Source organism: Bacteroides sp. 2_2_4, assembly GCF_000157055.1.
GTDB lineage: Bacteria > Bacteroidota > Bacteroidia > Bacteroidales > Bacteroidaceae > Bacteroides > Bacteroides ovatus.
This window is the reverse complement of record NZ_EQ973355.1, coordinates 1-17,703: the sequence shown is the minus strand read 5'-3', so window position 1 is coordinate 17,703 and position 17,703 is coordinate 1. Positions and strand designations below refer to the sequence as shown.

The following is a 17,703-nucleotide window of genomic DNA, read 5'->3' as shown; positions in this document are numbered from 1 at the left end:
TTTATTCTATATTTCGTAAATCAGTGAGAGAAGTTTTTTTATAATTTTTTTGGGTTGTGATGTCCTTGAAGATATTAATATGGATATTAGGTAGTCTGCTGCAATTTCTCTAAATTTGTGCCGTTAACTTGACTAATACATTCATGGAGCATACTGAAACTTTAATCGTGGAGCAGTTGAAGACAGGCAATGAAGATGCCTATCAATACATCTATGACCGTCACTATGCCTTGTTGTGTCATGTCGCGAATGGCTATGTAAAAGATCAATTCCTCGCGGAAACCATCGTCGGAGATACTATTTTTCATTTATGGGAGATTCGTGAAACGCTGGAGATTTCCGTTTCCATCCGTAGCTATTTGTTGAGAGCCGTCCGTAATCGTTGTATCAACTATCTTAATTCAGAATGGGAAAAGCGCGAGATTGCGTTTTCATCTCTGATGCTCGATGAGATAACAGACGATAAAATGACGATATCCGATTCGCATCCGTTGGGGACATTGCTGGAGCGTGAACTGGAAGAGGAAATATATAAAGCCATTGATAAATTGCCGAACGAATGTCGTCGCGTGTTCGATAAAAGCCGTTTTGAAGGAAAATCATACGAAGAAATTTCTCAAGAGTTAGGCATCTCTGTCAATACGGTTAAGTATCATATAAAGAATGCATTAGCATCTTTACAAACGAATCTAAGTAAATATCTGATTACTCTACTTTTATTTTTTTTCGGGTAAAAACGAAAAAAAGTCATTTTTAGACTACCCTCAATTAAAAATCTACTGTCTCCTTTATAGAACGCAGAAAAATGGAAGAAGAAAAGAAACATATTGATGAATTGATTGCAACCTATCTGACCGAAGGTTTGGACAAAAATGCTTTAGCCGAACTAAAAGCATGGATAGCTGCATCACCTGAAAATGAGGATTATTTTATTCAGCAACGGGAAGTCTGGTTCTCTGCCGTGAGCCGTGAAGCCGCGTCGAAATACAATAAAGACAAGGCATTCGATACCTTTAAGAATCGTATCGGGAGCCGGAAGCAAGTGGAGAAAGCTCCTCGCCAGGAATTCCGTTTGTCGGCGTTGTGGCGTTATGCCGCGATTATCGCAGTCATACTTGCAGTAGGATGCTTCTCATATTGGCAGGGAGGAGTGAATGTAAAAGACACTTTTGCAGATATATCCGTAGAGGCTCCTTTAGGATCAAGAACGAAACTTTATTTGCCTGATGGTACATTGGTTTGGTTGAATGCCGGTTCACGAATGGCCTACTCACAAGGCTTTGGAGTAGATAACCGTAAAGTAGAATTAGAAGGTGAGGGATATTTTGAAGTCCAACGGAATGAGAAACTCCCTTTCTTTGTAAAGACTAAAGATTTGCAATTGCAGGTATTGGGAACAAAATTTAATTTCCGCGATTATCCGGAAGATCACGAAGTGGTAGTATCCTTGTTGGAAGGGAAAGTGGAATTAAATAATTTACTGAAAAAAGAGAAAGAAGCTTTCCTTGCACCCGACGAGAGAGCGATATTAAACAAAGCGAACGGATTGATGACCGTAGAAACGGTCACAGCCTCCAATGCCTCCCAATGGACGGATGGCTATCTGTTTTTTGATGAAGAACTTTTGCCGGACATCGTGAAAGAACTGGAACGTAGCTACAATGTGAATATCCACATAGCTAATGATTCATTAAATAAATTCCGGTTCTACGGAAACTTCGTCCGTCGGGAACAAAGTATTCAGGAAGTGTTGGATGCGTTGGCATCTACAGAGAAAATACAATATAAAATTGAAGAGCGCAATATAACTATCTATTAACCGGTTACCAGAGATTATAATACTATGATTGTTTAACCTTATAATTGAAGAATATGAGTAAAGGAAATAATACTGAATAGTCTTTAGTGAATGATAAGGAGAGAAAAATAAAAACCGGAAGATCTCGAACATCTTCCGGCTCCTGAATCTCTTCTTCAACAACTTTCAAACGTGAGCATGTTTTCAAAAGAGATTATGCAAAGTTAGCAAAATACATCTCTTTTAAAACGAGTTATTCAAGTTTTAATTAAATAATTTGTTTATTTTATGAATTACAGGAAGAAGGCCATATTAATGGTCGTGGCTCTCTTTTGCCTTAACATAGCAATACTAGCCCAGGCCGTTTCATTGAAAATGAATAATGTTTCAGTGAAAGAAGCAATGACGCAATTGAAGAATAAAAGCGGATATTCTTTCGTATATAAAGTGGGAGATCTGGATACCAGGAAGATTGTAAGTGTAAAGGCAAAACAATTGAATGAAGCTATCGATCAGATATTGTACGGGCAAGAAGTTGTTTATGAGGTAAAGGGCAAGAATATTATTGTCCAAAAAGGGCAAGCGCGGCAGAATACCTCTAAAGACACTAAAAAGCGTAAAGTCACAGGTACAGTGAGCGATGCCAACGGTGAACCGATCATCGGTGCTACCATCAAGGAAAAAGGAACAACCAACGGAACCGCATCTGATTTGGATGCTAAGTTCTCTCTGGAAGTGTCACCGGGAGCTGTATTGGAAGTCTCCTATATCGGTTATCAGACACAGGAAGTAAAGGTGGGCGACCGGGTATCTTTATCTGTCACCTTGGCTGAAAATCAGCAAATATTGGACGAGGTGGTAGTGGTGGGGTATGGTACAACCTCCCGTAAAAACCTGACTACTTCTATCGCTACCGTAAAAACAGAAAAAATATCCAAAGCGGCTACTAGCAATATCTCAGGAATGTTGCTGGGACGTGCTGCCGGTTTGCAGGCAACCGTTGCCAGTCCCCAGCCGGGAGGAGGTATTAATATCTCCATTCGTGGAGGTGGTACACCGATATATGTGGTGGATGGAGTAGTTATGCCTAGCGGCTCTTTTGAAGTCGGCACGGGAAGTACGTCACTTCCTTCTTCCGTCAATCGTGCCGGACTGGCCGGATTAAACCCCAATGATATTGAATCCATTGAAATCCTGAAGGATGCTTCTGCAGCAATTTATGGTATCGGAGCAGCGGATGGTGTTATTCTGGTGACTACCAAAAAAGGAAAAGAGGGAAAACCGACCATCGTGTATGAAGGAAGCTATTCCGTGCAAAAACATTATCCTTACCTGGATGTATTGAGCGGACCCGAACTGATGAACATGGTGAATGTGTTCAGTAAAGAGAATTATTTATATGACAAAGGCCAGTATCCTTATGGAAATGCCGCTTATGACGATAAATGGACACCTATCTTTACACCGACACAAATAGCCAATACCCCGACTACGGATTGGCTGGACAAGGTACTGAAAACAGGTGCAGTGACCAATCATAATCTGACGATTAGCGGTGGTTCGGAAAAGTTTAAATACTATCTGGGCGTTAACTACTATAAAGAAGACGCTACCGTTTATAATTCGGATATGGAGCGATACTCCCTGCGTACAAACATCACATCCCAGCTGACTAATTTCCTGAAACTGACAACAATTGTCAACTTGAATCAGAATAATTACACGAACTCTACTGTCGGCGGAGATGTCGGAAACTTAAGAGATCAGGGAGCCGGGGCACTTTTCGGAGCAATCTACTATCCTTCCTATCTTCCAATATACGATACCGAAGGGAAATATAATGTATTTAGCCGGACGCCTAATCCTGTTTCCATGCATGATATTAATGATAAGTCCGAGCAAAATGGTTACTACATGAACTTCTCACTGGATGTCGATATTATCAAGAATATGCTTTCAGCCAAAGTATTGTATGGCTTGAACAAGGAAAATACCTCTCGTGATTCTTACATTCCTTCTGATATTTACTACGCATTGCAACGTAAATCCAGAGGAAACTTAGGATATGGAAAAAGGCAGCAAAGCACTCTCGAAGGTACATTGACATTCCAACATAAATTTGGAGAGTTATTAGATATGAATTTGATGGCCGGTATGGGACGTTATCTTGATAGTGGCGATGGTTCGGATATATCTTATGAAAATGCCAATGATCATATACAGGGAAGTAGCGTAGGTATGGCAGACGGTCCTTTTTATCCGACTTCCTATAAATATAAGAATGAAAAGAGGTCACAGTTTGTCAGAGGAAGTTTCGACTTATTCGGACGCTATGTAGTATCCGCTTCATTGCGCCGTGACGGTACGGATAAATTCTTTCCCAGTAAGAAATACGCCCTCTTTCCATCTGTTTCTCTTGCATGGAAAATGAATGAAGAATCATTTATAAAGAATATCTCCTGGATTAATATGTTGAAATTAAGAGCAAGTTACGGTGAAACAGGTAGCGATAACCTGGGTACAACACTATACGGTATTGTAACGACAGTCCGCGAGGATGTTCAGTTCAATAATAATTCGGTAACTTACATTCCCTACATATTGTCCGGCGCTAACTATGAAGATGTCACCTGGCAAAAGACAGTCATGAAAAATATCGGATTGGATTTTTCTATTTTTAGAGATAGAATCTGGGGTAGTGTAGACGTGTTCCGTAATGACGTAACCCATTTGTTGGGAACAGCACCGACAGAATTATTGGGAATGCACGGAACACGTCCTATCAATGGAGGACATTATAAACGTACCGGAATAGATGTGAGCCTGAACTCATTGAATCTTCAGACACATGATTTTAAATGGACCTCTCAAATTACGATGTCCCATTACAATGCAGTATGGATCGAACGTATGCCCAACTATGATTATCAGAAATATCAGAAAAGGAAAAATGAACCGATGAATGCATTCTATTATTATAAAACGACTGGTATTATCGATATGGATAAGAGTAATATGCCCGAATCTCAACGTTCATTGGGACCTGCCGCCTGTATGCCGGGTTATCCTATTGTAGAAGATAAAAATGGTGATGGAATCATTGACGTGAATGACTCTTACATGGATAACATGCTTCCTAAATTGTATTTTGGTTTTGGCAATACGTTTACATGGAAAAACTTTGATCTGGATATATTTATGTACGGACAATTAGGTGTAAAGAAATGGAATGACGCATATAGTTATAGTGCAGATGCCGGAAATCTCTCCAGGGGAGTGGATGCGCACAATGTTGGTATCTATTCTTATAACATCTGGAATACCCAGACAAACACGAACGGATATTTCCCAGGTATTGCAATCAGTAAATCAGTGGCTTTACCCGAAAATCTGGGCTTTGATTATACAAGAGAAAATGCCTCTTATATACGTGTGAGAAACATCACATTGGGATATAACCTGGGTCCCAAAGAATTATCCGTATTTAAAGGGTATATTAGGGGAATACGTGTGTTTGTCGACTTTCAGAATCCTTTGACCTTTACCAAATACAAGGGATATGACCCTGAAATCAACACTTCCTCTTCTAATTTGACTGGAGGGCAATATCCTCAAATGAGAGTTTATTCAATAGGTGCAAAATTAACCTTCTAAACTTCAAGCTATGAAATCTAACAAATTATGTCGTATGAAAAAGAAGATTTTTTTACCGATGCTTGTTTCCTTGCAACTATTATTCGGTAGTTGTGAGAATAATTTTGATCCTTATATTTATGGAGCTTTGTTGCAGGGAGAATATCCTTCTACAGAGCAGGAGTATGTTTCCTATATGATGATTTGCTACTTGCCATACACCACAGTTTGGACGTATGATATGGGTTCGGGCGGTTTGCAACATGGCATTCATATTCCGTCAGGCGGAGTGGTGCGTATGTTTGATTCTACTTCTGATATATGTGCATATGCAGCGACGGTAGGAGCGGACTGGAGACGTTTTAGTTTAGGAGATTATAGTAATTGTTTTTATTATTGGCGCGGAAATGTGGAAGATAACAGTAACCTCAACCATTTTCCGAAAACGGCTCAAATAACCCGTATGACTGAAGTGATTGGAACTTTGGAGAAAGCTCCCCTGACTGCTCTTACAGAAGAAAAAAAGAATAACCTGCTTGGAGAAGCACGTCTGTGTCGTGGATTGATGATGTACTTTCTGTTACATGTTTACGGTCCTGTACCGGTCATCCTAGACCCCGAAAAAGTAATTGATCCGGAAGCGTTATCGAATACCGTGCGTCCTTCTTTGGACGAAATGACTCAATGGATTACGGATGATTTGGAATTTGCCGCAAAGAACGCTCCCGAAACAGCTCCGGATTTGGGACGCTATACGCGTGACTATGCCCGTTTCTGCCTGATGAAACACTGTCTGAACGAGGGTGAACACATGGAAGGCTATTATCAGAGAGCGATGGATATGTATAATGAACTCAATACGGGTAAATATGATTTGTTTAAAACTGGAAGTACCCCATACGTTGACCTGTTTAAGAATGCCAATAAATTCAATAAAGAGATCATTATGGCTGTCAGTTATAGTCCGACTGCCGATGGTAATCCGAAACATGGAAATGCGAACCCTTTCCTGATGTGGGCTTTACCTTCCGATGTGGCAAAAGAGGCTCCTTTCCCGATGGGAGGTGGATGGATGCAGGCTTTCAGTATGGACAAGAAATACTACGATGCTTTCGAAAGCAACGACGGTCGTCTGAAAACCATTGTAACCAGTTATAAGGACAAGAATGGTGTCGTTATCAACAAAGATAATCTGGGGGTGAGATGGAACGGATATATTATAAATAAATTCCCGCAGGAAACGATGACTACTTTCCAGGGTACCGATATTCCTTTGGCAAGATGGGCCGATGTATTATTGATGTATGCAGAGGCAGAAGTGCGTAAAACAGGAACTGTACCTTCCGTAGCTGCTATAAATGCGGTGAATCAGGTGAGGAAAAGAGCCGGGCTGTCGGACTTGCCGAGCGTGACAACCAATACAAAAGACGCTTTTTTAAACGCTATTCTGATAGAGCGGGGACATGAATTTTTCTATGAAGGTAATCGAAAGATTGACTTGATCCGTTTTAATAAATACGCGCAAGAAATGTATAAGGCGAAAGGCATAATGCCGACGCATCAATACATGCCGATTCCTAACTATGCAGTCGAACAGGCCATTTCTTATGGAAAAGAGCTGAAGCAGACTTGGGAACGTCCGGGTTGGGCGGAGGATAAGAGCAAAGCGCAACAAAGTATAAATTAAACCTATTAACTGAATAAAAGATATGAAACGTATGAGTTACTATATAATTGGTCTATTATTGTCTTTAATGAGTTGGTCGTGTTCGGATGATGCAGAAACAGGCAGAGAAGAAATTCCGGTGGAAACTGATGGCGGATATTTGTTCGCCCACATGACTAATGCAAATTATGGAAAGTTATATTATGCTGTTTCCCGGGATGGCATCAACTGGGAAACACTGAATAAAGGCCGGATCATCAATAGCGCTTACATTGGACATCCTGATATTTGTCAGGGACATGACGGAGCTTTCTATATGATTGCAGTCAATCCGCTGGCTTTGTGGCGTTCGGAAAATCTGGTGACATGGACATCTACCCAGTTGAATGAAATGATTTTTAATCGTAGTAATGCACAGGGATTCTATACTACCTATTATTGGGGAGCACCCAAAATGTTTTATGACAAGGATAGCGAACAGTACATTATAAGCTGGCATGCCTGCAACGATCCGGATAAGGACGATTGGGACAGCATGCGCACTCTCTATGTGTTGACAAAGGATTTCGAGACCTATACGGAACCACAGAAATTATTCAATTTTACTGGTGCGGATGAGAATATGGCTATTATCGATGCTATTATCCGTAAAGTAAACGGTGTTTATTATGCGATCATGAAAGACGAACGCGATCCGGCTGTTGCTCCGGAAACAGGGAAAACAGTCCGTATTGCCACCTCTTCCAATCTGACTGGTCCCTATACCAATCCGGGAGCACCTGTCACTCCGAATGATATGATGCGTGAAGCACCTATTTTTATTGAACGGCCGAATCATAGCGGTTGGTTTATTTATGCGGAATCTTATGCAGCCAAGCCTTATGGGTATCATCTGTTTCAGTCGACCTCTATGGACGGCCCATGGAAAGAACGCACCTTCTCCGGACCTAATGTGAAGGATGGTACGGACAGACCCGGCGCACGACACGGCTGTATTGTGAAGGTGAACGAAACTGTTTATCAAGCTCTGCTGAAAGCATATAAAAAATAAATGTATAATCTTAATATGACTGCATTATGAAATATTATATATATACGGTCCTTCTGTTGCTGTTAACGACATCTTGCAGTGATGACGTACAGAAATGGGATCAGTGGCCGGAATGGAAACTTGCCTCTCCTCTTTCTGTAGGAGGTCAAGTGTTGGATGAAGAGATTTATTCCAATTTTCAGGGAAAAAAGCTTCATCTGGAAAAAGGACAGGAAGTCGAGTTTTCGGGGATTGACGAAATAGAATCCATTCTTTCACCGGATTACTTTGAATATGTGTCCGAAAATAAGGCCCGTTTCAAAGGGGAGACTGCTGATTATAACGTGCTTTATGATCCTGCTAATGAGCTTTTGTACATAGAAAAAGCCGGGGCGACCTATCCGGACGGATTATGGCTCTGCGGAGCCAACTGGGGACATCCTCAAGCGAGGCTGGTTACCACAAGCGGTTGGAGTATGGACGGACCTAACAATGTGCTTTATTGTTATAAAAGTGCCGACAATGTTTTTCAACTGACTCTCTATCTGGCTAATAACTTCTCATTTAAGTTTTTCAAGCATAGAGGCTGGGGAGAGGGAGACAATGAGATCACTACTCTTCCCGAAGATAATATCACTCTAACTACCCCTTTCTTGGTTGCCGGAAAGACGGGAGGAGATTTTATTCCGGGACCGCTGTTCCAACCCGGAGTTTATCTTATCACGCTCGATTTGAACAATAACACTTGTGCTTTTGAAGCGAAAGATGAGAATATTCAAGAACAATCTTTCCTAGTTAACGGTCAGGAAATGGGTATATTAGAAGAGGCTTCATCTTTTCTGGGCATTGCTTTGGAACTTCATAAAGGTGATGAAGTGACTTTCAGCAATTTTGGTGATGTGAGAAAGATGCTTCAACCGGATTTCTTTGAAAACATAACAAAAGATAAAGCTACATTTATAGGAGTAGACGGAAACTATAAATTGTATTATGATCCGATAAACAAACTGACATATCTGGAAAACCGCTCGGTAAATTATCCGGATGGGTTATGGGTTTGCGGATCCAGTTTCGGACATCCTCAAGCCGGACGGGTGACTGTCGGTGCATGGACTTTCAACTTGCCGAGTGATGCATTCCAGTGTGTGAAGGTAGCAGACAATATTTTTGAAACCACCCTTTATCTGGTTAAAGATTTCCAGTTTAAATTCTACAAACAACGTCCTTGGGGAGGTGAACTGGCTAGTACTATTGTCAATACGCAACCTGTTAATTTATTGGGTAAGGGATGGTATTACAGTGATCCGGCAACAGGTGGCACTGGTGGCGGACATTTTACCGGTGATTTTGTAGCCGGACCGGATTTCACACCGGGAGTATATCGTGTCCGGATAGATTTGAATAAGAATATATGTATGTTTATTGATAAGGTGGATGAAGGACAACTTGGACCGGAATCTTATAAAATAAATGGTACGGAACTGACTCAATCTACTAATCCAAGCTATACCGCTGTAGAGTTAAACCTCACGAAAGGACAAGTGGTCGATTTCGAAGGATTTAGTTATCTGGACTATATGCTTCAACCGGAATACTTTACGAATGAAAATGGACAATATAAGTTTAACGCTCCGGACGGTAAGTATCGGATTTCATATAATAAGGATAGAGAACTTATATATGTAGAGAAAACGACCGATACGGAATTCCCGGAAACAGTATGGATAACTGGAGCTGCCTTCGGCCATCCTAGAATCAGCGGACTCCTTCCCGATGACATTGGAAATTGGGGATGGGATAATCCAAAAGACTTTATTTGTTGTGTGAAGACCGGAGATCGTGTATATGAAACTAACCTCCTTCTGAACAACGATTTCATGTTCAGATTTTATAAAAGAAAAGGTTGGAATAATGAAATTACTTCGTTTGATGTGACCATCGTATCTGAAGGTGATTTAATAGCCCGGGGCGGTTATTGGGATGGAGATCAATGGAAGGAAACAGAGAACTTTGGACCGGGAAATAATTTCAGAGCCGGTATATATCATGTCAAACTGGATATGAATACAAATACCTGTACGTTTACAAAGAGATAATAGTCTGACATAGGTATTAGTGTTACATAAGATAAAGAGGCCGGGTTTCACCGAAACACGACCTCTTTATACAAATAGCAATGTGGCTTTTTCTTTCAGAAATGTCTTATTATATAGATTCTAAAAATAATATTCATGAAGAATTTCCTATTTGTCTTAACTTTATTGTTTTCATTATCATCCTTTTCCCAGTCTCCGGTCGATAAGTCTTTTCCTCCGGAAGAGTTGTTTGCTTTGGGCTCTTACTATTATCCCGAGCAATGGGATTCCTCCCAATGGGAGCGTGATTTGAAGAAAATGTCGGAAATGGGCATCAAATTCACCCATTTTGCAGAGTTCGCCTGGTCTATGATGGAACCGGAAGAGGGAGAATATCATTTTGAATGGCTGGATCGTGCAGTCTCTCTGGCGGAGAAGTATGGTCTGAAAGTAATCATGTGTACACCTACCCCCACGCCTCCCGTCTGGCTGTCGAAAAAATATTCCGACATACTGATTCAACGGGATAATGGAGTGACTATTCAACACGGACGACGTCAGCACGCTTCCTGGAGTAGCGATCGCTACCGTCATTATGTAGAAAATATCGTTTCCCGCCTGGCAATACATTATGGCAATAATCCCACTGTTATCGGCTGGCAGATTGACAATGAACCGGGACACTACGGGGTGGTAGATTACAGTGAAAATGCACAAGCCAAATTCCGTATCTGGTTACAGAAGAAATACGGCACTATTGACAAACTGAATGATACCTGGGGTGCCTCTTTCTGGAGTGAAACCTATCAGAACTTCGAGCAGGTTCGCCTTCCCAACCAGCAGGAAGTACCTGATAAGGCCAATCCTCACGCCATGCTCGATTTGAACCGCTTTATGGCGGATGAACTGGCAGGCTTTGTCAATATGCAGGCAGACATCCTTCGGCGGCATATCCACAAAGACCAATGGATCACTACCAACCTGATACCTATTTTCAATCCGGTCGATCCGGTACGGATCGATCATCCGGACTTCCTGACCTACACCCGCTATCTGGTGACCGGACATAATCAGGGAATAGGCAGCCAGGGTTTCCGGATGGGTATTCCGGAAGATCTCGGTTTCTCAAACGACCAGTTCCGTAATCGCGTAGGTAAAGCCTTTGGAGTTATGGAACTCCAACCCGGGCAGGTGAACTGGGGAGTGTATAACCCCCAACCTTTACCCGGTGCCATCCGTATGTGGGTGTATCACGTCTTTGCAGGTGGTGGGAAATTCGTATGCAATTACCGTTTCCGTCAACCTCTGAAAGGCAGTGAGCAATATCATTACGGTATGATAATGACTGATGGAGTAACTCTTTCTCCGGGCGGTGAAGAATATGTACGCATTACGCAGGAGATGAAAAAACTGCGTGCCGCCTACGATAAGAAAAATCGTATGCCCGGTCAACTGGCCTCCCGGCGTATTGGTTTACTTTTCGATATGAGTAATTATTGGGAAATGGAGTTTCAGCGGCAGACGGATCAATGGCGGACGATGGCTCACGTGCATAAATATTACAATCTGCTAAAATCTTTTGCAGCTCCGGTAGACGTGATTTCGGAGAAAGAGGATTTTTCCGGTTATCCTTTCTTGATAGCTCCTGCCTATCAGTTGCTTGACAACAAGCTGGTGGAACGTTGGACTGAATATGTGAAGAAGGGAGGACATCTGATCCTGACTTGCCGTACCGGTCAGAAAGACCGTGACGCCAAACTGTGGGAGGCTCCTTTGGCTGCTCCGATTCATCAACTAGCCGGAATAAATAGCCTGTATTATGACCATCTGCCCCACAATCTGTACGGAAAGATCGATTTCGAGGGTAAGGAATTTGCCTGGAATAATTGGGGAGACGTACTGACACCGGCTGCCGGAACAGATGTGTGGGCTGTCTATACAGACCAGTTCTATAAGGGAGCTGCTTCCGTGATACACCGCAAACTGGGTAAAGGAACGGTCACTTATATCGGAACGGATACCGATGACGGCAAACTAGAAAAAGAGGTAGTGCGTCGTGTATATACGGAAGCAGGAGTATCGACCGAAGATCTGCCGTACGGAGTAGTGAAAGAATGGCGCGACGGTTTTTACATCGCTTTAAATTATACATCGGACGTTCAGGAAATAGCCATTCTCGACAAGGCGGAGATACTGATCGGCAGTGCACGCCTCGAAGCTGCGGGAGTAGTGGTGTGGAAAGAAAAATCAGACAACAGGCATAAATAATCAGCTAACAGGAAAAATGAAGATAAAGAATTTGGTCTTTTATACCCTTTACGGGTTTACTCTCTTTGTTTGATCTTAAGATAAAAAATGAACAAATAGATTTATATATTAATCAATTGAAATAGCATGAAAAATAAATGGTGTGTTAATGTTGTGTTTTTATTCTTTTTTGGGATATGTGTATGCGCCTGTACACAGGATTCTAATTCTTCAAACAACAGCCGTTGGTCGGAAGAGAAGATACAGGAATGGTATGACAATCAGCCTTGGTTGGTAGGTTGCAATTATATTCCGGCAACGGCAATCAATCAGATAGAAATGTGGAGTGCGGTTACTTTCGATTCTGAGCAGATAGACAAAGAACTTTCATGGGCACATGAACTAGGCTTTAATACCTTACGCGTTTTCTTGAGCAGTGTTGTATGGCAAAATGATGCAACAGGAATGAAAAAACGTGTGGATGAATTCTTGAATATTTGTCGGAAGTATTCAATCCGTCCTATGTTTGTGTTCTTTGATGATTGTTGGAATCCAGAGTCGGCTTATGGCAAACAACCAGAGTCGAAGCCGGGAGTTCATAATTCCGGCTGGGTGCAGGACCCTTCATGCAGCTTGCGCAAGGATACGTTGACTTTGTATCCTTTTCTACAAGAGTATATCAAAGATATTGTACGCACTTACGCTCATGATGATCGGATATTGATGTGGGATTTGTATAATGAACCCGGAAATAGTAAACACGAAGAAACCTCTTTGCCTTTATTGACCAATGTTTTTCGTTGGGTACGCGACTGTAAACCGTCACAACCGATTACTGCCGGTGTTTGGGACTATAATTCTCCTCGCAAAAATGTTCTGAATGCATTTATGCTGAATCATTCGGATATTATCTCTTATCATAATTACGATGATGAGGCACGGCATGCCGAGTGCATCAAGTTTCTAAAGATGCTTAATCGTCCGTTAATCTGTACCGAATATATGGCCCGTCGCAATGACAGCCGCTTTTGCAATGTTCTTCCTTTGATGAAAAAAGAGAAGGTAGGAGCCATTAATTGGGGATTTGTTGCGGGAAAGACAAATACTATTTTTGCCTGGGATGAAGTGATTCCGTCGGGAGAAGAGCCGGAGTTATGGTTCCATGATATTTATCGTTCTAACGGAGTACCTTTTCAGCGGGAAGAAGTCGATTGCATAAAATCTCTGATAGGAAAAAGATAGAATCCCGTATTCATTTTTCATTTCTGTTTTTTAGTTTTCATATAGGTTACTATAATATATTATTTTATTTTTGCATCGTTCTTCTTATGATTTGATAACTACTATAATTAAAACCATGAAAAAACTGAAGATTTTATTATTTCTATGTGTTGTCGCATGTACGCTTACGGTACAAGCACAAAAACAATTTACCTTGAACTCTCCGGATGGGAAACTCCAAACAACTATTACCGTCGGTGATAAGTTGACTTATGACATCCATTGTGACGGACGTCAGATACTGGCTTCTTCTCCAATTTCAATGACATTGGAGAATGGAGAAGTTTGGGGAGAGAAAGCAAAGTTGGCCGGCACTTCCGGGAAAAAAGTAGATCAGATGGTTCCTTCTCCTTTCTATCGCGCCAACGAACTAAGAGATTACTATAATGAACTGACTCTCCGGTTTAAGAAAGATTGGAACGTAGAGTTTCGTGCTTACAATGATGGTATTGCATATCGCTTTGTCAGCCGGTCGAAGAAACCTTTCAATGTAGTGGATGAAACTGTAGATTACCGTTTCCCGTCCGATATGGTAGCCTCTGTTCCGTATGTAAAAGCGGGGAAAGACGGTGATTACGAATCCCAATATTTCAATTCTTTCGAGAACACTTATACTACTGATCGATTATCGAAACTGAATAAAAAACGTTTGATGTTTCTGCCGTTAGTAGTGGATGCTGGTGAAGGTGTCAAGATTTGTATCACAGAATCCGGTTTGGAGAATTATCCCGGTCTCTATTTATCTGCTGAAGGGGAAAAACGGTTGACGGGTCAATTCGCTCCTTATCCCAAGAAGACGGTGCAGGGCGGACACAATCAACTTCAGATGTTGGTGAAAGAGCGTGAAGCTTACATTGCCAAAGTAGATAACCCCCGAAGTTTTCCATGGCGAATGAGCATTGTTACCACTTCCGATAAAGATTTGGCGGCAAGCAACTTGAGCTATTTGTTGGCTGCTCCTTCCCGTCTGACGGATATTTCATGGATCAAGCCCGGTAAAGTGGCATGGGATTGGTGGAATAACTGGAACTTGGATGGCGTTGATTTTATCACCGGAGTAAATAATCCGACTTATAAAGCATATATTGATTTCGCTTCTGCAAACGGAATAGAATATGTAATCCTTGATGAAGGTTGGGCAGTCAACCTGCAGGCGGATTTGATGCAAGTAGTGAAAGATATTAATCTGAAAGAACTGGTAGATTATGCAGCTTCCAAAAATGTAGGTATCATTCTTTGGGCTGGTTATTATGCCTTCGATCGTGATATGGAGAACGTTTGCCGTTATTTTGCCGACATGGGAGTCAAAGGCTTTAAGGTCGATTTTATGGATCGTGACGATCAGTATATGACAGCATTCAATTATCGGGCTGCCGAAATGTGTGCTAAATATAAATTGATTCTCGATTTGCATGGAACGCATAAACCGGCCGGCTTGAATCGTACCTATCCGAATGTGTTGAACTTTGAAGGGGTTAATGGCTTGGAACAGATGAAATGGAGTCCGGCTTCGGTCGATCAGGTGAAGTATGACGTACTGTTGCCTTTCACCCGTCAGGTTTCCGGTCCGATGGATTACACCCAAGGCGCGATGCGTAATGCTTCGAAAGGTAACTATTATCCTTGTAACTCGGAACCTATGAGCCAGGGAACTCGCTGTCGCCAACTTGCTCTGTATGTGGTATTCGAGTCTCCTTTCAATATGCTGTGCGATGCGCCAAGCAACTATATGCGCGAACTGGAATCGACCGAATTTATTGCCAATATTCCGACCGTATGGGATGAAAGTATCGTGCTTGATGGCAAAATGGGAGAGTACATCGTAACGGCACGCCGGGCAGGAAATGTCTGGTATGTAGGTGGAATTACCGATTGGACGGCACGTGATATTGAAGTAGATTGTTCCTTCTTGGGCGACAAGACATACGATGCTACATTATTTAAGGATGGAGTGAATGCCCACCGGGTTGGACGTGATTATAAATGTGAATCTTTCCGGATAAAGAATGACAGTAAGTTGAAGATTCATTTGGCACCCGGAGGCGGTTTTGCACTGAAGATCAAATAATAGCTACTTTAGGTTCTATATTCTATCTAAATATTGAACCGGATTTAATAAGTCTGAAATAGGTTCGATGCTGTATCAGTAAATTTGATACAGCATCGAATTTTTATGAACAGGCCGATTGAGGACCTGCCGTGCAATGACAAATTAGAACGTGTCAGGATAATGCCGCAATACCTGTTCCTATCAGATTGGCATTATTCATACTTTTTATGTCGATCTCTACGTCTTCCAAACCAAATAAACTGAAGAGTTCCCGTAATTTCTCCATGACAATCATATTATAGTTTTTATCTTTTCTGTTCTTGCTCCAGAAAAGACTTCCTTCGGCAACCAGGCAAATTCTCCTTATCTCCTTATTGTATGACTTTAGCAACATGATAAGCCCTGTAAGTGAAGCTGCAACCAATTGCGCTGATCTGCCATATATCCACTGTGCTACCTGCACATACACTTCTTTATAAATATCGGGATAGTTCATGATAGAGGTAAGCTTTTGTGCATCGAATTTTTCTTCAAATTCTTCCAGAGGGAAAGTCGCTTTTAGAATGTCTCCCAAGTACATGCCGGATACAGCTTTCTCGAAACGTTGTCTTCCCGGATTGTCGGAGATTACATCTACCGTATTATCTACTGCGTTGAGGAATGGCGGATGGAAGTTCCCTGACTCCAGATTAACGGGAATCAAGCCATCAACCTTATGTGACGAACTTAACTTCTTAATTTTGTCAGCCGGAATAAAAGTAGCCATATTGGTACCTGTTCCCACAATCAGACCTATATATGCATCGTAACTGCTGTCGGTAAGTCCTGCGAATAAACTGGCTACGGTGTCATTAAGTACTTTTATATTCGTAAACTTGATTTTATTTCTTTCGTTTAGATAATCCAGTAAAGGCTTTCCTACCACTTCTCCGATCATCTCTTTTATGTCAACTCCTTTTGTCCAGCGCAATAGTTTGGCATCTCCGCTTGGCACAGACTCTGTCGGATAAGAAAAGCAATATCCGATTGGCATTTCTTTCTCCCGTTTTATTCCGGTAATCATGTCTGCCAATTCTTTGAATAACTCCTCGCGGGTATAGCCGGGAGATTTCATAACCGACATGTCTTTCTTCCAACCATTGTTGGGGTGAATGGTTGGAGGAACTTTACTGAAGTCAACGATTGCCACCCGATAATTGGTTCCTCCCAAATCAAGCACTAACGATTTACCATTAATACTACTTGCTTTCGGAGTGATAAAAGTTGGAATGCATTGTATCTCTGCATTTTCAGTGTTCAATCCCTCTTCTACTTTTGCTTTGAATGAACGGGCAATTTCTTTGAGTTGTTCATTATCTAACTGAAAAATATTCTTCTCCATGATATTGACTTTTATTGTGTATACTATGATATATATGAATAACAACTGAAAAGGAATTTTGCTCGGTCGGTCGGTATACGGTATATGGATTCGGCCGGATTCCTGATTTATCTCTTTCTTTTTTGCTCTTTCCTAAAAAATAACCTTTCGTTGAATTCAAGTTCTCCTGCAAATGATTTTTCATTTTCATTTCTCATGTTCTCATAAGTGGTATGGTATTTGTTTGTAAATCAATAATATAATGCTATGAGAAATAAACTGTAAAATGGTATTTCTCATAGTATTTCCATCATTTATCCTTAAAAAAGCTGCATTTCTCATCGGTTTCAACTCATTTCTCCTCTTATTCTCATACTCCTTTTATCTATTTTGCTCATTTCTCATGCATGATGGCTGTGGCTTTTCCCGAACTCTCGCCGGACTTACGATTATTCCTTTCCTTGTGTTGTTTATTAATCAACTTCCTATTGTTTACTGCTTTCCTGTGTATCATTCACCTTATATCTTTATGTTTTTCCTTAATCATTTTCATTCCTTCCTAC

Annotated in this window: 10 protein-coding genes; 9 read left to right on the top strand and 1 reads right to left on the bottom strand. The window is 41.4% G+C overall.

Going from position 1 to position 17,703, the window contains the following annotated elements; genetic code table 11:
• Positions 1–143 precede the first annotated feature (143 nt).
• The 9 genes from BSCG_RS27000 to BSCG_RS27040 all read left to right on the top strand — a co-directional run bounded on the left by BSCG_RS27000 (position 144) and on the right by BSCG_RS27040 (position 15,798).
• Complete coding sequence (locus BSCG_RS27000) at positions 144–734, top strand: RNA polymerase sigma-70 factor (RefSeq protein ID WP_008774539.1); 591 nt, start codon at positions 144–146, stop codon at positions 732–734.
• A 71-nt stretch (positions 735–805) separates the two neighbouring features.
• On the top strand, positions 806–1,819 hold the full coding sequence (locus tag BSCG_RS27005; RefSeq protein WP_008774538.1) for a FecR family protein: 1,014 nt from the start codon (positions 806–808) through the stop codon (positions 1,817–1,819).
• Between the two features lie 267 nt (positions 1,820–2,086).
• Positions 2,087–5,452 (top strand): SusC/RagA family TonB-linked outer membrane protein, encoded by a 3,366-nt coding sequence (locus BSCG_RS27010; RefSeq protein ID WP_008774536.1) that lies wholly within the window; start codon positions 2,087–2,089, stop codon positions 5,450–5,452.
• 10 nt (positions 5,453–5,462) lie between these two features.
• Positions 5,463–7,118, top strand: coding sequence for a RagB/SusD family nutrient uptake outer membrane protein (locus BSCG_RS27015; protein WP_032849251.1), 1,656 nt, complete (start codon positions 5,463–5,465; stop codon positions 7,116–7,118).
• A gap of 31 nt (positions 7,119–7,149) precedes the next feature.
• Positions 7,150–8,148, top strand: a complete 999-nt coding sequence (locus tag BSCG_RS27020; RefSeq protein WP_008774534.1) for a family 43 glycosylhydrolase — start codon at positions 7,150–7,152, stop codon at positions 8,146–8,148.
• Positions 8,149–8,174: 26 nt separating this feature from the next.
• Positions 8,175–10,223, top strand: a complete 2,049-nt coding sequence (locus BSCG_RS27025; RefSeq protein ID WP_008774533.1) for a DUF5125 domain-containing protein — start codon at positions 8,175–8,177, stop codon at positions 10,221–10,223.
• 135 nt (positions 10,224–10,358) lie between these two features.
• Positions 10,359–12,470 (top strand): beta-galactosidase, encoded by a 2,112-nt coding sequence (locus BSCG_RS27030; RefSeq protein WP_008774532.1) that lies wholly within the window; start codon positions 10,359–10,361, stop codon positions 12,468–12,470.
• 126 nt (positions 12,471–12,596) lie between these two features.
• Positions 12,597–13,691: a cellulase family glycosylhydrolase gene (locus BSCG_RS27035; protein ID WP_032849250.1), complete on the top strand. Its 1,095-nt coding sequence runs from the start codon at positions 12,597–12,599 to the stop codon at positions 13,689–13,691.
• 115 nt (positions 13,692–13,806) lie between these two features.
• Positions 13,807–15,798, top strand: coding sequence for a glycoside hydrolase family 97 protein (locus BSCG_RS27040; protein WP_008774530.1), 1,992 nt, complete (start codon positions 13,807–13,809; stop codon positions 15,796–15,798).
• A 154-nt stretch (positions 15,799–15,952) separates the two neighbouring features.
• On the opposite strand, the gene BSCG_RS27045 is transcribed toward BSCG_RS27040, so the two are convergent.
• Positions 15,953–17,161: a hexokinase gene (locus tag BSCG_RS27045; protein ID WP_008774529.1), complete on the bottom strand. Its 1,209-nt coding sequence runs from the start codon at positions 17,159–17,161 to the stop codon at positions 15,953–15,955.
• Positions 17,162–17,703 lie beyond the last annotated feature (542 nt).

What these genes read in the sequence shown, in the direction of transcription:
- BSCG_RS27010 (WP_008774536.1), top strand. Translation starts at nt 2,087, where the DNA reads ATGAATTACAGGAAGAAGGCCATATTAATGGTCGTGGCTCTCTTTTGC.
- BSCG_RS27025 (WP_008774533.1), top strand. Translation starts at nt 8,175, where the DNA reads ATGAAATATTATATATATACGGTCCTTCTGTTGCTGTTAACGACATCT.
- BSCG_RS27020 (WP_008774534.1), top strand. Translation starts at nt 7,150, where the DNA reads ATGAGTTACTATATAATTGGTCTATTATTGTCTTTAATGAGTTGGTCG.
- BSCG_RS27045 (WP_008774529.1), bottom strand. Translation starts at nt 17,161, where the DNA reads ATGGAGAAGAATATTTTTCAGTTAGATAATGAACAACTCAAAGAAATT.
- BSCG_RS27015 (WP_032849251.1), top strand. Translation starts at nt 5,463, where the DNA reads ATGAAATCTAACAAATTATGTCGTATGAAAAAGAAGATTTTTTTACCG.
- BSCG_RS27000 (WP_008774539.1), top strand. Translation starts at nt 144, where the DNA reads ATGGAGCATACTGAAACTTTAATCGTGGAGCAGTTGAAGACAGGCAAT.
- BSCG_RS27005 (WP_008774538.1), top strand. Translation starts at nt 806, where the DNA reads ATGGAAGAAGAAAAGAAACATATTGATGAATTGATTGCAACCTATCTG.
- BSCG_RS27035 (WP_032849250.1), top strand. Translation starts at nt 12,597, where the DNA reads ATGAAAAATAAATGGTGTGTTAATGTTGTGTTTTTATTCTTTTTTGGG.
- BSCG_RS27040 (WP_008774530.1), top strand. Translation starts at nt 13,807, where the DNA reads ATGAAAAAACTGAAGATTTTATTATTTCTATGTGTTGTCGCATGTACG.
- BSCG_RS27030 (WP_008774532.1), top strand. Translation starts at nt 10,359, where the DNA reads ATGAAGAATTTCCTATTTGTCTTAACTTTATTGTTTTCATTATCATCC.